Below are 13,631 nucleotides of genomic sequence, written 5' to 3' on the forward strand. Positions count from 1 at the left end.
GCGCGAGCAGGCACACCAGGACACCTACCTCCAGGCGGCCTGACGATCACGGAAAGTCACCGTCAGCCCGCCGAAGGACTTATGAATCGCTGCACTAGAGCACACCCGGTGGGAGGATGCTCGTCACTGGGAACTGCACCAGCGGCCGATCTCCGCCGAAACGCTGCGCAAGCGCCTCCGCATCGGACTGGCCATCCAGGCAGGCGGACCAGGCCCTGGGCAGAGCCCGAGGGTCTGACGTGTCCGGGGCGCGCTGAGCCAGGGCACTCCGCTCCGGGTCGCCTGGGCTTTTCGTCCAGATGCCGACGGTTCTGGCCAGGCCGAGGAGCGGCAGCTGGTGGCTTCCCCGTCCAGGATCACGGGGGTGGGTTCCGCCGCCGGGGCGCCAGCGTCGTCGCGTGCCGCGATGAGGTGGAGATCCTGGGTGGCCGAGTCGACGGGCTGGGGCAGCCAGCGTGTTCATCCCGCAGCCCCGCTGCCCGGCGGTGCGTCCTCATCCCGCAGGACCCCCGAGAGTTTGTCGGGGTTGGTGACGAGGTAGACGCCGGAAACCTGGCCGCCCTGCGGGGTCAGATCCATGACCATCACAGCGTAGGGGGACTCGCCCGCGAAAATCACCGCTGACGGGTCACCGTTGACGCTCTGGTATCGGACATCGAGCCCCTCCGGGGGGTGGGAGGCGTAGCCGGCCAGCAGACGGGCGACCTTCTCCCGGCCGTGGATCGGCCGCAGGGCCGACCGCGTCTTTCCTCCGCCGTCGGTCCACAGGGTCACCTCCGGCGCCAGGATCTCCATGAGGGCGCCGACGTCGCCGCCGAGCGCCGCGGCGATGAATCGCTCGGTCACCTGCTGCTGGATGCGCGGGTGAGCCTGGTAGCGGGGGCGGCGGGCATGGACATGCTCGCGGGCGCGGTGGGCGAGCTGGCGCACGGCGGGCGGACTGCGGTCGAGGATGTCCGCGATCTCGGTGTGGGCGTAGCCGAACACCTCATTGAGGACGAACACCGCCCGTTCCAAGGGGGTGAGGGTCTCCAAGATCACCAGTAGCGCCATCGACACCGATTCGGTGCGCAGCGCCCGGTCGGCCGCGTCGGTTCGGGCGCCGGCACCGGTGGCCAGTGGTTCGGGCAGCCACGGCCCGATATAGGTCTCGCGGCGCCGGCTGACGACGGCCCGCCGGGTGAGCGCGTGGTTCACCGCTATCCGCACCAGATAGGCGCGCGGGTTGTCGATCTTCGCCATCGGCGAGCGGCGGCCCTTGCCCGCCCACGACAGCCATGTCTCCTGGAGTACGTCCTCGGTGTCGGCGACGCTGCCGAGCATGTTGTAGACGACGGAGAACAGCAGCTCGCGGTGGCCAACGTACACCTGCGTCGCGGTGGCCGCCGGGCTGCTCGCCGCACTCTCCGCCGGGCTCTCCGCCGCACTCTTCGCGGGGCTGTCGGACATTCGTGCCTCCTGTAACGCGCTCCCTCCTGAGATGTGCCGCACTGCTCAGAGTGTGACATCCGCCCGAAAGTGTGGTCCACGTCTCACCCGATTCCGGGATGTCACACTCGCCGCCGCAGGGCCCTCCTAGATGGCAAGACCGTCTTTGACGACGAGACCGTGAGCGCCGTCAAGCCCACGGCAGGGTCATCCGCATGAGAGGGGCAAGCACGTGAAGCTCGTCATATTCGGGGCAAACGGACCGACCGGGCGGCAGGCCACCGAGCAGGCAATCGCCGAAGGACACACGGTCACCGCCGTCACGCGCCGGCCCGAGGCCTTCCCGCTGAGCGATCCGCGACTGCGGGTGGTCGGTGCGGATGTGCTGGACCCCGCCGCGGTCGAACGCACCGTGGCCGGGCAGGAAGCGGTGATCTCGGCCCTCGGGGTTCCCTACCGCCGAAGCCCCGTCACGGTGTATTCCGCGGGCATCACCCACATCACGCAGGCCATGACGAAACACGGCGTCCGACGCCTGGTCTGCGTAACCTCGACCGTACTCTTCGATGTGGAAGCACCCGGCGAAGGTTTCTTCTTCCGGAAGGTCCTCGAGCCCTCCATCGCGCGCTTCATGGGGCGCACCGTGTACGACGACATGCGGCGCATGGAAATGATCGTGCGCGAGAGCGACCACGAGTGGACAATCATCCGCCCCGGCGGTCTCTTCGACACGAATGCCGTCAGTGACTACCGGGTGGCCACATCGCGCCTTCCCGGCCGGTTCACCTCGCGTGCCGATCTCGGAAACGCACTGCTGCACCAGGCAGTCGGCAACCGTCATGTGCGCGCTTTCATCGATGTGCGCACCACGGAAGGCACCCCGAGCTTCCTCGACATCATCCGGAAGGAGGCGTTCAGCGGCAAGAAATGATCCCGGCCGCCTCGGACCGGCGCACACCACCTCGGGCATCTGGACATCGTCGCCACGGCGCGCGAGCAACGCACGCGCTGCGGCCAGCACTCAGGCACGGAAGCGCTCTGCGTCGGCGCGCGGCTTGCGGCCGGCGGGCGTTGAAGGTTTGACAAGCTGAGCGCTCCCCTGTCCACACCTGTCCGGTACCGGACTCCGCTTCTAACTTTGCCCTTCAAGGAGGGCCACGCTCATGCCTGAAGACCGTTTCATCCTGCTGGAGCCGGGGGCCGCCCGGGCCCATGGGGTCGAACACGGCGAGGGGGTCGGAGGCGGGGTCCAGAGTTCCACGACCAGGCCGTGGCCAGTCGCCCAGCGGGCGATCAGATCATCCATGATGAGGCTTCTCTCTGCGGCGGCCGGGGTGGATTGGGCCCGGGGGAGCGGCCCGGGACCCAGTCCATCCTTCATGTCAGCGTGGTGACTTCGCAGGCTCGCTCCGGGCCGATGGCAGGCTGCGCCGTGCCGTCTCCCGGCGCTGAGTCGGGGTGCAGAAGCTCTGCAGCGGACCCACGCCTTCGTGGTGGCCTTGTGCCAGTCCAGGGCCCAGTCGGGACGCAGGCCGTGAACGGCCCATCCGTCGCTGGAGTCGTCCGGGACCGGACGGCCGGCGGACACGTACTGCACGGCCCTGTCGTAGGCGCTGTGCGCGGCGGCCAGGGCCTCGCTGTGTCCGGCGGCGCGGCCAGTGAAGACGTGATGACCGCGCCGGGCCTGGTCCGTTGAGTTGGTGTATCGGGACGTCGACCTCATAACGGGGCAGCTGTGTCATGACGTCCATCTCCTTCCGTGTGTGGTTGAGGGACCACCGTGCCGCCCCGCCCCGGATGTACGGGGTCGGGGCGGCACGGAACGTCCGTCAGGCCACGGCCGGGGGAGCGGGCAGCGCACGGCAGGTGCTGGCGTGTTCGGTGGCGTCGTCACCGATGCGGAGGAAGTCCTGGGCGAGGGTGCCGCTGTGGTCGCGGCAGCCGGTGCAGCGCCACCAGGCCGGGCCCGGGGCGTGCAGGCCTTACGTGAGCTGCCGAGTCGGCCTCGACGGGCGGCTGGCCCGTCGCCGTCCGAGACCGCGGTCCTACGGGAGACCGGGAGCGTTTTTAGCGCACCAGGAGATCGATAGCGACCTTCAGCCGATCGAGGTAGAACTCCCGTGATGCGGCCTGATGCTTGAGGCCGATCGATGCGCTGATCATCGTCTGTGCGACTAAGGGGGCCGCGTCTTGTCCTGACTCGACGGCGATTGCGTCTGTGATCAATTCCTCGAAACGTCGCGGCGTGGTTTCGACGATCTCTCCGAGGAGGTCGGGGTTGTCCTCGATGACCGCCGCGACGTCGCGCGTCAGCGGGCCGATGTAGCGGCCTACCCACTGGTCGAACGCTTCGACGAGGCGCTCTGGAAGGGGGCGGCCGGTGTCGGCCAGGACGTGTTTGACCACTGTGATGTCCCGCTCCAGGGCCTGGGTTACCGCGGCACGGAACAGAGTCTCCTTCGAGGAGAAGAGAAAGTAGAGCCCGGGCCGGGAGATGTGCGCCGCCCGCGCCACTTCCTCCATCGAGGTCTTCCGGTAACCGAATCGCGCGAACGTGACCATGGCGGAGTCCAGAACCAGGGTCCGGCGGTCGGTATCGGCGACTGTCGACGGCGGGTGGCCAGCATCGGGACTGCTCATGGAACGAGCATACGAGCGAGAACCGAGCTATACAAATCAAGTCTAGTTCGTATAGTCGGTGCATGACTCGCGCACTCATCTCCACCCCCTTCACTGCCCTCAGCACCGCGGACGAGGTGCTGCGAGGCGTCGACCTCGCCGGCGTCCGCGCGATCGTGACGGGAGCTTCCTCCGGACTCGGGATCGAGACGGCTCGTGCGTTGACCGCTGCCGGGGCGGAAGTGACGCTCGCCGTCCGGAACACGACTGCGGGTAACGCCGTCGCTGAGACGATCGCGAAGTCGACCGAAGGGATCCGTCCCCGAGTCGTCCGGCTCGACCTTGCTGACAGGACGTCCGTCACACGATTCGTCGACGCGTGGCGCGGCCCGCTTCACCTGCTGATCAACAACGCTGGCGTGGTCACCGGTGGCCTCGAACGAACGCATGAGGGCTGGGAGCTGCAATTCGCGACAAACCATCTGGGCCACTTCGCCCTGGCCACCGGCCTTCATGACGCCCTGGCCCTGGGAGCGGCCGACCGCGACGGAGCACGGATCGTCTCGGTCAGTTCGACGGCGCACATGCGTTCCGGCATCGACTTCGACGACCCCCACTTCGAGCGTCGCAGTTACGACCCGCAGATTGCCTACGCACAGTCGAAGACGGCGAACTCTCTCTTCGCCGTCGAGGCGACCCGTCTCTGGGCGTCCGATGGCATCGTCGCCAATGCGGGGAACCCCGGCGGTATCGCGACGGGACTGCAGCGGAACTTCACAACAGAACAGAAGGAGTCGCTCGACGCGGCCGAGGCCGCCGGAGTCTTCACCTATAAGACGGTCGAGCAAGGGGCCGCCACCAGCATCGTCGCGGCCGTCGCCCCCGAGTTCGCTCACTCCGGAGGCCACTACCTCGACGATGCACAAGAGGCCTACACCGTGCCGAACGACGCCGAACTCGCGCAGCACCCGCACGGTGTCAAGGAATGGGCGCTCGATCCCGCCACCGCCAAGCGCCTCTGGACTGTCTCGACCGACCTACTCCGTGCCTGACCTCTCGAGGTCGCAGAGGTTCTCGCCGTTGTCGAGCTCGATAGATCAGAGGCTCCGGTCAGCTCTTGCTCAACAGGCTGAACTTGACAGAGAAGTCATCACTCACCTGGCCGCGCAGGGCATCGAGCGAGAGGACCTGAGTGGCGGGCCAGGTGCCGGCCAGCATGCTCTACCCGGCCCCGGAGGCGCCGATGAGCACCACCAGGCCGTTTTCCGGCAGTTCCGGGTAAATCAGCGAGGTCATACGAGGTCTCCTTGCGGGTGGAGGGCGCGGGCTGCCCAGATCAGGCGCTGCCCGGCGTTGTCGGTGAGGAGGGCGGCGGCCTCGTGCAGCGGGCACGATGCGTCGCCGTCGCGGTCGCGCTCGATCTGCCCGGCTCGCTGCGCGGCGACGGTGAGCAGCTGCGCGAGGGACGCCATGAACCCACCGGGCGGGTCGGTGTCCTCGGACAGCTCGCACAGGATCGCGATGAGTGTAGGGTCTCGCGGTTGGTGTCGGAGACCGCCCTCGTGACCTGCTGCTTCTTCCGTTGCCTCACGGCGTGTCGGACATCGGAGCCTCAGCTTCGTGTCGCTTCCTCGGCGGTCTGTCTTGATCGGAGCAGACCGCCGGGCTTGTGACCTGGGCTGTCGCGCACCTTCCGAGTCAGCAGCCCGCAGGTCTCCCACCTGTGCGGTTGCCTGGTGGTTTGGGAACGAGCGCGGTGTCGGGTCGGAAGTGCGGGCACGCGTCGACGCCGCCGGCGAGGGCCTGGACGCGGGCTGCCGGAGCGGAACTCGCGTGGACAAGCCTCCGGGTGTGTGACCCGCTCGATCGCGCCGTGCGGTCGACACGCTTTCCCGGCCGGTCGGACGGGCGGATCAGCGCAGTCCGGCGAAGAGATCGTTCTCGGGTACGGCTGCGCCGGTGGCGTCCTGGAGACGTACGAAGGTCTCCATGCCCATCAACTCGCCGAACCTCTCCTTGCCCATCTTGAGGAAGAAGATGTTCTCGCCCTGACTGGCGTGCGCGGCCAGCGCATCGAACTTCTGACCGCTGAATGCGGTGGTGTCCACCCACGTGGTGATCTCATCGTCGGGGAGGCCGATCTCGGCCATCGCGGCGGCCTCGGCAGGATCGGGCTCCGGCATGTCCTCATGAAACTCGCGCATGATCTCGCCGAACCGCTGCATCATCGAGCGGGGCATCGTGGTCCAGTACACCTTCGGTGTCAGCGCGGTCATGTCCAGCGCCGCCATCGTGATGCGGTGGGCCTGGATGTGGTCGGGGTGGCCGTAGAAGCCGTTCTCGTCGTAGGTGACGACCACATCAGGTCGGTAGTGCCGCATGAGTTCCGCAAGTCGGGCGGCGCCTTCCTGCACGGGGGTCTGCCAGAAGGATCCGGGGGCGTCGTTGCTCGGCCAGCCCGTCATCCCGGAGTCGGCATAGTCCAGCATCTCCAGATGGCTGACCTTCAGGACGTCACAGCTCGCCTCGAGTTCTTGACGGCGCATCAAGGCGACGGCCGCCGGATCGTGCCCGGGATCGCCCGGCTTGACCCCTCCCGGTCCGTCACCGCAACCGCCGTCGGTACACGTCACGAGAACCGTGCGGATGCCTTCCGCCGCGTATCGCGCGAGGACCCCTCCGGTTCCGGTGGCCTCGTCGTCGGGGTGGGCGTGTACTGCCATGAGCGTCAAGGGCCGGTCAGTCATGAAACAGTCCTCCTGCAGAAATACGTCTTGGTCCGAGTGCGCGGCGGGCGTACCGCGATCCTGGGGCCCGGATCCTGGTGGGGCGGACGACCTTGTGGTCTCCGTGTTCCCCGCCCGTGCGGCGCCGGTCCCTCGGTCGATGCAACCGTGCCGGCCGGACCGGCTGTTCCCGGCGCGGCCGCTTGGCCTTCCAGGCGTCGGCGTTCAACGCGAACGAGGCACAGGCGCGACCTGCTGTCCTGTCGCACTGCGTCTGGTGTGTGGTGGGTTGCTGACCAGCGCGGTTGCCAGGTCGTTTGAGACCACCTGTGGCCAGCGTTCTCAAATCGACCTGGCTTTCGCGGAAGTCTCGTTCGCGATAGATGACAGGAGCGCCGCCAAAATCGCCAACAGTATCCGCCGGAGATCGCCGTTCTCCATGGTGCTGCGATGTGGAAAGCCCCGAACCCGCCCTCGCCGCCTCGGATCTGCACGTGGTGATGTGCTGTGCGATGTGCACCTTTACCTGTACGCGGTGCTGAGCTGCACTGTTGATGGGGAGTCGAACCCCCGCGTTGCTCTTCACGCGCCAGGAGTGGGCTGGAAAACCGCCAGCCCTCGGTGTGTGCACGCCTCCGAAGCTGCTACCTGCTCCACATCGTCCCAGCCTGCTGGACTGCTCAGTCCAGCAGATCGACCTCCCAGTTCGTACGCTGGATCCGCACATCGACCTCGCGGATCTCCCGGGCGAGTGCATCCGCCTGACCGCGCAGTTCCGCGACCGGAAGCGCGGAAAGCATCATCAACTCGGACCGAAGCTGCCGGCCGTATCCCCGCTCGCCCTGACCCGCCGCCGCGTCCGCCGCTGCGGTGACCACGGAGTGACGCAACCGCAGGACGTCCCGGCGTGCGAGGGCATCGGTGAGCGTGCCGTCCGGACCCATCTCCACGGTGGCGTTAGTCCGGTTGATCCGCCGGATCAACGTTTCCAGAGCGTTCAGCACCTCACCGGCCTCGGCCAACAGCTGAGCTGCATCCTCGGCGGGTGTCTCCCCTTCCTGGTACCGCGCGCTGCTGACGACGCGCGCTCGCAGCTGTTCTACACGGCGCGTCGCCTCCGCACGTTCTGCCAGTGCCTCAGCAAGCTTCACTGTCTCCACCTCCCCCTCCATGAGCTCGCACGAGTATACGAGTGCGAACCAGGTCGTACGCACCCGGCTTCTGATCCGCCGGAGCCCTGACCAGCCACTGGAGTGAGAGCGGGCAGCCGCGCAGAGGCCACGAAAGAGAATCCGACAGCACGAACGAGAACGAGTGGGAATCCGACAGTTTCAGCGCGACAGGACACCTGCATGTCTCAGCGCCACGTCGGATCCGACTTCCATCCGGCACCAGCCGTGAGATTCCGACACGAAATTTGAGACCCTACAGCGAGTGTAGGGTCTCGCCGCTCGTGACATGTCGATCTTGCGTGACCTGGGCGTTCTTGGCTGTCTCACGGCCTTGTCACCCATGATCAGTCTCAAATCCGTGGCATTTCCTCGCGAGGGCGAGGTCGAGATCAGGCGGCTTGTCCGAGTCGGCCGAGTACACCACGCTGAGCCCCGAGCACGAGGGCTACCGGCGAGCCCAGATCGCGCACCGATGAGTTTCCCGCGCCGCGCTGGTCTATACGCCGGACACCCACGAACGGAAGGCTGAGCCATGCGGAAACTGATCTACGGCATGAACCTGACCCTGGACGGCTACATCGCCGCGGCCGGCGACGACATCGGCTGGAGCGGACCGCCGAGCGACGAACTGTTCCAGTGGTGGCTCGACCACGAGCAGGCGAGTGGCCTGTCGCTGTATGGGCGCAAGCTGTGGGAGACGATGAGCTCCTACTGGCCGACCGGCGACCAGCAGCCCAACGCCACCCCGGCGGAGATCGAGTTCGCGCGGAACTGGCGGGACACGCCGAAGGTGGTGTTCTCCTCGACGATCGACAAGGTCGACTGGAACACCCGCCTGGTCACCGGCGACGCGATCGCCGAGATCACCCGGCTCAAGGCCGAGGACGGCGGCCCAATGAACATCGGCGGCGCAACGCTCGCCGGGGCGGCCATGCGCGCCGGGCTGATCGACGAGTACGCGATCGCCGCCTATCCGGTCCTGGTGGGCAGCGGCACGCCGTTCTTCACCGCGCTGGACAGCTGGGTGAACCTGAACCTGGTGGAGACGCGGACGTTTCCCGGCGGCGTGGTCCTGACCAGGTACGAGACGAGGCGCTGAGCAGCAGCACCCACGCGCTAGTCTCACGGTGATGTCGTATACGACATCGGTACTGTGTCGTGGTGGTCGCTCATGGCGTAGCCCAACATCCGGCGCGAGAACAGGTCCAGGACCGTGGCGAGGTACAGCTTGCCCTCGCCGGTCTCGATCTCGGTCATGTCACCACACCACAAGACGTTCGGCGCGACCGCGTTGAAGCGGCGTCCCACCAGGTCAGGGGCGGCCTTCCGCTTGCCCTGCTTCGTCAGTGAGTGCGGCTTGCGGCGCTTGCGCCCCTCCAGACCGAGTTCGGCCATGATCTGCGCCACCGTGTTCTTGCTGACCTGCCAGCCCTCGGCCCACAGGTCCAGCATGATCCTCGGCGAGCCGTAGGTCCGCTTCGACTTCTCGAACAGCACCGTGATCCGTTCGGCCAGCACAGTCCGCCTGACCTCGCGTTTCATCGGCTCCTAGGGTCGGCGCCTCCACTTGTAGAACCAGGACTCGGACACTTCCAAGGCCCGGCAGGTCACCGCGTGCGGGACGCCATGCTCGGTCCCCTGGTCGCCGATGAAGCCCGCCACGCTCACTTCATCGACTCCTTCACCCAGAGGACCACGGATCGCTTGCCCGACTGCCGCCGCGATGCCGGACGAAGCAGCACGGACTCCGAGGACTGAGCGCCGACGGGATCCTGATCACCGGACAGCGAAGCGCAGGGCCGCCTTCTGCCGCCTGGCTGACCTCCTCGGCGAGTCGGGCCTGACAGGAAAAGCTGAACAAACCAGCGGCTTCAACCTGCCGCAACCTACCTCAATCCACGTCGATGGATTGAGGCTCGCCCGACCTTCGGCTCGCGAAGCGCGGTCGGCGCGCCGCTGGATACTCACCGCTGCGGGGCGTTCGGGTGGCGGCCGTTCCTCGGCTCGGTTCTGCCCGCCGAGGCGTTGAGCAAGGCGGTCACTAGGGTGCGCAGCGAATCGGCGAGGCGCTGGCCGTCGCCCTGCTCCAGCAGGCGCAGGATCGGGTCGCTGTGCAGGGTGGCGAGCAGGATATGGGCCAGGAGTTCGGCGTCCAGGTCCGAACGCTCCTGGCTGATCAGCGAGGTGATGTGGCCGTGCCAGAACTGGTAGACGGGGTGCGCGCTGCGCGGATCCTCCTCAGGCTTGTGTGCTGTCGTCACGGCGTGGCCGAGCGCGGCCAGGAGTCCCTTGTTGCGGGCTACCACGCCAACGACGGCGTCGAGGAAGGCGAGGAGGCGCTCTCGTGACGGGGCACCCGGGCCCAGCGGCGGTGGCCCTGTCGTGACGGCTTCGTGCAGGGCAAGGGCCCGTTCTGCCATCAGTGCCCGCATAAGGCCCATGCGGTTGCCGAAGCGGTGGAAGACCGTGCCCTTGCCGACGCCGGCTGCGGCGGCGACTTGTTCCATCGAGATCTGCTCGGGCCGGTGCCGCGCCAGGAGTTTCTCGGTCGCCAGCAGGATCGCGTGCCGATTTCGTGCCGCGTCGGCACGTTCGCGGCGGCCTTCTGTCATCGAGTCCTCACCCCTCATGGACAACTGAACTGACGGTCCAGTACGGTCGCCGAAGCTGACCGGAAGTCCACTTTAGCTGCCGGCGGTGGCACCCCTTGCCCGTTGGCCCCTCAGGAGAGTCATCATGCGACGAGTCCGCTACTACGAATACGGCGATCCGGACGTCCTCACGATCGAGGAGGCCGAAATCCCCACGCCGGGGCCGGGCCAGGTGCTCATCCGGGCCGAGGCGATCGGGGCCAACTTCGTCGACACCAAGTTCCGGCGCGGGCCGTCCAGCGGGGCGATCTTCCAGCGTCCCCTGCCCGGCAAACTCACCGGCGACGTGGTGGGCACCGTCGAAGCCGTCGGACTTGGCGTCGACACACAGCAGGTCGGCCGACGAGTCGCAGGGCTGGCCGAGGACGCGTTCGCCGACTACATCGTCGCCGACGCGCAATGGCTCGCCCCGATACCCGACGGACTCGACCTCGGTGCAGCCAGCATGCTGCCCATGGGCGCCCCGGTTGCACTCCGGACCCTGCGTACCGGCCGGCTTGCGCCGGGTGAGACGGTACTGATCCACGCCGCGGCCGGCGGCATCGGCCACCTGGCCGTACAACTCGCCAAACTACTCGGCGCCGGCACGGTCATCGCCACCGCCGGCTCACCGGCCAAACTCGACTTCGCCCGCAAGTGCGGCGCCGACACCGCCATCGACTACACGGACAGCGACTGGCCCGACCAGGTCCGCAAGGCCGCGCCGCGAGGCGTAGACGTCGTTCTCGACTCCGTCGGCGGCGAGACCCTGCAGCGGAGCTTCGACGTACTGGCTCCGTTCGGCCGGATCGTCATCTACGGAGCTGCGAGCGGCGAGCTGACCAGCCTGCCTGTCATCAACCTCTTCGCCCTGAAGTCCGTGGCCGGGTTCTCGCTCATCGCATGGCGCGCGGCCGACCCCGAGCAGGCCCGCCGAGAAATGACCGAGGTCGCCGAATACTCGACTGCCGGGCAACTGCACACGGCCGTGCACGCCCGCCTCCCGCTCGCCGAGGCAGCCGCAGCACACCGCCTACTCGAAGACCGGTCCCAGCTTGGCCGCGTCCTCCTTCTGCCCTAAAAGCACGCGACACGCCGCACCTCACATCAGCACGAGAATCTCTATGGTCACCTTCAGTCAACGGGCAGCGGCCGCGATGCGAAGAAGCCGCTTCAAGATCAGTTCGGTTAAACTTGTGTCAGATGCTCACTCCTACGACCGGATCCGGCCCAACGGGCACGGCTGGACGACATCCGCGACAACCTGATCGCCCGCATCACCGAAGCCGAGCGGGAAGGCTGGCTCGGCGAAGTCGAAGGACTCCAGGTCAGCCTCGCCGGCGCCCAGGACAAGCTGGCTCAGCTCGGCACCGAAGCTGCCCGTCGATCGACGGCCGTTAGTCTCGGCATGCCGACCTTCGGCCAGATCGCCGCCCGCAGTGAAAATCCGACCCAGCTACCTGACCCAAAGGGCTGACCCTAGTCTGTGGCCATGCTACTGATCTACGACGGGGAGACCACTGCCGACGCGCCCACTCCGCGCACCGGTGGAGTCCCGCTCGTCCCGGGTGAATTCGTCTGGCCGAAGTGCCGCGAGTGCGATGGGACCATGCAGTTCCTCGCCCATCTGCCCCTCGCCATCGGCGTGGTCGCGGTGTTCTTCTGCCAGAACGATCCCGGGATGTGCGACGACTGGGACGCCACCGCCGGCGCTAACCGCGCCTACCTGTTCTCCGGTGAGCTCACCCCGGCCACTGTCCCGGTCGATGGCGAGACGCTGCTGGGCGCAGTCACCGCTCTGCGCCTTCATCCCGCTGACAAACCCACGGAGGAGCCGGTCCTCGGTCGGCTGGGCGGCGAGCCTGGCTGGCTCCAAGGGGACGAGACCCCCGACTGTCCCTCGTGCGCCACCCGCATGACGTTCACGGCCGAGCTAGAGGAGGGTTACGACTTCGCCACCTCCGCGAACTTCGGGGGCGGGGGCCGCGGTTACCTCTTCAACTGCCAGCCCTGCAGCGAGGCCGCGTTCCTCTGGCAGCGCTGATCCCCATCCCAAGAGTCATGCTGCCTGCGTAGTTCAGAGAAGCCTGCGTCCGATGCCCCGTCCTAATCGTTCACGCGACAGAACGGCCGCGGCTCGTCGAGATCCGCGACAACCTCCTCGCGCGCATCCTGGAAGCCGAACGCGAGGGCTGGCTCGGCGAGATCGAAGGACTGCGGAGCAGCCTGACCCACGCCGAGGAGAAGCTCGCCCAACTCGACGCGCAGATCGCTCGGACGCAGGAGGCTGTCGACCTGGGAATTCCCACCTTCCGGGAGGTCGTTGCTCGCACCACTGCGGTCGCCGCACCCCCGGAGCCTTCGTGACCTGGACCGTTGTCGCCTCCGGCGATGGTCAGAGGACGCCGGCACCCATCGAAACAGCACCTACTCCCGATCGACCGGAACGTGGCGCTTCAGACGATCTTCATCCGCGCGGATGAGCGCCAGCGGCGCCTGACCGGCGTCGACGAGATGGTGCTGTCCTTGTCCGCGAAGGGCCTCACGCACGGAGAGATCTCGGCCCACCTGGCCGAGGTCTACGGCGCGGAGGTGTCGAAGCAGACGATCTCGAACATCACCGACAAGGTCATGGAAGGCATGGCCGAGTGGCAGAACCGGCCCCTCGACCGCGTCTACCCGGTCTTGTTCGTGGACGCCATCAACGTCAAGATCCGGGACGGGCAGGTCGCGAACCGTCCGGTCTACGTGGTCATGGGCGTGACGGTCGAGGGACACCGCGACATCCTGGGAATCTGGGCCGGCGACGGCGGTGAGGGCGCCAAGCACTGGCTGCGTGTCTTCGCCGAGGTTAAGAACCGCGGCGTCGAGGACGTGCTCATGCTGGTCTGCGACGGGCTGAAGGGCCTGCCCGACGCCATCGCGACCGTGTGGCCGCAAGCGATCACACAGACCTGCGTGGTCCACCGAAGCCGTCAAAAAACAACACGTTGCTTCCCGGGAACGGCGTCGTTGGTGTGGTATGCGAATATCCGACAGAGGTCCACGGCCAGCTG

The 13,631-nt window shown here is 67.2% G+C and carries 12 protein-coding genes and 3 pseudogenes; 6 read left to right on the plus strand and 9 right to left on the minus strand.

The features are described 5' to 3' along the window. Nucleotides 1-459 precede the first annotated feature (459 nt). Nucleotides 460-1,449, minus strand: coding sequence for an RNA polymerase sigma factor SigJ (gene sigJ / locus EFK10_RS01590; protein WP_127353991.1), 990 nt, complete (start codon nucleotides 1,447-1,449; stop codon nucleotides 460-462). Nucleotides 1,450-1,660: 211 nt separating this feature from the next. On the opposite strand from sigJ, the gene EFK10_RS01595 reads away from it, so the two are divergent. Continuing rightward, nucleotides 1,661-2,359 carry an NAD(P)-dependent oxidoreductase gene (locus EFK10_RS01595; RefSeq protein WP_127353992.1) on the plus strand — a complete coding sequence of 233 codons (699 nt, stop codon included), beginning with the start codon at nucleotides 1,661-1,663 and terminating at the stop codon, nucleotides 2,357-2,359. 1,136 nt (nucleotides 2,360-3,495) lie between these two features. On the opposite strand, the gene EFK10_RS01600 is transcribed toward EFK10_RS01595, so the two are convergent. Next, nucleotides 3,496-4,068, minus strand: coding sequence for a TetR/AcrR family transcriptional regulator (locus EFK10_RS01600; protein ID WP_127353993.1), 573 nt, complete (start codon nucleotides 4,066-4,068; stop codon nucleotides 3,496-3,498). A 62-nt stretch (nucleotides 4,069-4,130) separates the two neighbouring features. Here EFK10_RS01600 and EFK10_RS01605 point away from each other — a divergent pair, with 62 nt between their 5' ends. Continuing rightward, a complete protein-coding gene (locus tag EFK10_RS01605; RefSeq protein ID WP_127353994.1) occupies nucleotides 4,131-5,099 on the plus strand; it encodes an SDR family NAD(P)-dependent oxidoreductase in 969 nt (322 codons plus the stop codon). Nucleotides 5,100-5,193: 94 nt separating this feature from the next. Here EFK10_RS01605 and EFK10_RS01610 read toward each other — a convergent pair. The 4 genes and pseudogenes from EFK10_RS01610 to EFK10_RS01625 form a co-directional block, all read right to left on the minus strand. Next, nucleotides 5,194-5,343: pseudogene (locus tag EFK10_RS01610) on the minus strand (ATP-binding protein); the annotation flags it as partial. Next, nucleotides 5,340-5,573, minus strand: a pseudogene (locus EFK10_RS01615) (hypothetical protein); the annotation flags it as partial. The pseudogenes EFK10_RS01615 and EFK10_RS01610, both read right to left, overlap by 4 nt. A 387-nt stretch (nucleotides 5,574-5,960) precedes the next feature. Beyond that, on the minus strand, nucleotides 5,961-6,794 hold the full coding sequence (locus EFK10_RS01620) for a PIG-L family deacetylase (protein WP_127353995.1): 834 nt from the start codon (nucleotides 6,792-6,794) through the stop codon (nucleotides 5,961-5,963). A 659-nt stretch (nucleotides 6,795-7,453) separates the two neighbouring features. After that, nucleotides 7,454-7,924 (minus strand): DIP1984 family protein, encoded by a 471-nt coding sequence (locus EFK10_RS01625; protein ID WP_127353996.1) that lies wholly within the window; start codon nucleotides 7,922-7,924, stop codon nucleotides 7,454-7,456. Nucleotides 7,925-8,477: 553 nt separating this feature from the next. Here EFK10_RS01625 and EFK10_RS01630 point away from each other — a divergent pair. After that, nucleotides 8,478-9,044, plus strand: coding sequence for a dihydrofolate reductase family protein (locus EFK10_RS01630; RefSeq protein ID WP_127353997.1), 567 nt, complete (start codon nucleotides 8,478-8,480; stop codon nucleotides 9,042-9,044). Between the two features lie 23 nt (nucleotides 9,045-9,067). On the opposite strand, the gene EFK10_RS01635 is transcribed toward EFK10_RS01630, so the two are convergent. Together EFK10_RS01635 and EFK10_RS01640 are read right to left on the minus strand one after the other, a co-directional pair. Continuing rightward, nucleotides 9,068-9,487 carry an IS3 family transposase gene (locus EFK10_RS01635; RefSeq protein WP_127353998.1) on the minus strand — a complete coding sequence of 140 codons (420 nt, stop codon included), beginning with the start codon at nucleotides 9,485-9,487 and terminating at the stop codon, nucleotides 9,068-9,070. Nucleotides 9,488-9,909: 422 nt separating this feature from the next. After that, entirely contained in the window at nucleotides 9,910-10,557 is a 648-nt protein-coding gene (locus tag EFK10_RS01640; RefSeq protein ID WP_127353999.1) for a TetR/AcrR family transcriptional regulator, read from the minus strand. A gap of 124 nt (nucleotides 10,558-10,681) precedes the next feature. Between EFK10_RS01640 and EFK10_RS01645 the strand changes: the two genes are divergently transcribed. After that, nucleotides 10,682-11,656, plus strand: a complete 975-nt coding sequence (locus EFK10_RS01645; RefSeq protein WP_127354000.1) for a quinone oxidoreductase family protein — start codon at nucleotides 10,682-10,684, stop codon at nucleotides 11,654-11,656. Nucleotides 11,657-12,067: 411 nt separating this feature from the next. Next, entirely contained in the window at nucleotides 12,068-12,619 is a 552-nt protein-coding gene (locus tag EFK10_RS01655; protein WP_127354001.1) for a hypothetical protein, read from the plus strand. Between the two features lie 62 nt (nucleotides 12,620-12,681). On the opposite strand, the gene EFK10_RS48405 is transcribed toward EFK10_RS01655, so the two are convergent. Beyond that, on the minus strand, nucleotides 12,682-12,831 hold the full coding sequence (locus EFK10_RS48405) for a hypothetical protein (RefSeq protein WP_206305266.1): 150 nt from the start codon (nucleotides 12,829-12,831) through the stop codon (nucleotides 12,682-12,684). A 174-nt stretch (nucleotides 12,832-13,005) separates the two neighbouring features. Here EFK10_RS48405 and EFK10_RS01665 point away from each other — a divergent pair. Next, nucleotides 13,006-13,631 (plus strand): annotated as a pseudogene (locus EFK10_RS01665) (IS256 family transposase); the annotation flags it as partial.

The sequence above is a fragment of the Streptomyces soli genome (assembly GCF_003999195.1).
Classification (GTDB): domain Bacteria; phylum Actinomycetota; class Actinomycetes; order Streptomycetales; family Streptomycetaceae; genus Actinacidiphila; species Actinacidiphila soli.

What these genes read in the sequence shown, in the direction of transcription:
- sigJ (WP_127353991.1), bottom strand. Translation starts at nt 1,449, where the DNA reads ATGTCCGACAGCCCCGCGAAGAGTGCGGCGGAGAGCCCGGCGGAGAGT.
- EFK10_RS01600 (WP_127353993.1), bottom strand. Translation starts at nt 4,068, where the DNA reads ATGAGCAGTCCCGATGCTGGCCACCCGCCGTCGACAGTCGCCGATACC.
- EFK10_RS01605 (WP_127353994.1), top strand. Translation starts at nt 4,131, where the DNA reads ATGACTCGCGCACTCATCTCCACCCCCTTCACTGCCCTCAGCACCGCG.
- EFK10_RS01620 (WP_127353995.1), bottom strand. Translation starts at nt 6,794, where the DNA reads ATGACTGACCGGCCCTTGACGCTCATGGCAGTACACGCCCACCCCGAC.
- EFK10_RS01630 (WP_127353997.1), top strand. Translation starts at nt 8,478, where the DNA reads ATGCGGAAACTGATCTACGGCATGAACCTGACCCTGGACGGCTACATC.
- EFK10_RS01635 (WP_127353998.1), bottom strand. Translation starts at nt 9,487, where the DNA reads ATGAAACGCGAGGTCAGGCGGACTGTGCTGGCCGAACGGATCACGGTG.
- EFK10_RS01640 (WP_127353999.1), bottom strand. Translation starts at nt 10,557, where the DNA reads ATGACAGAAGGCCGCCGCGAACGTGCCGACGCGGCACGAAATCGGCAC.
- EFK10_RS01645 (WP_127354000.1), top strand. Translation starts at nt 10,682, where the DNA reads ATGCGACGAGTCCGCTACTACGAATACGGCGATCCGGACGTCCTCACG.
- EFK10_RS01655 (WP_127354001.1), top strand. Translation starts at nt 12,068, where the DNA reads ATGCTACTGATCTACGACGGGGAGACCACTGCCGACGCGCCCACTCCG.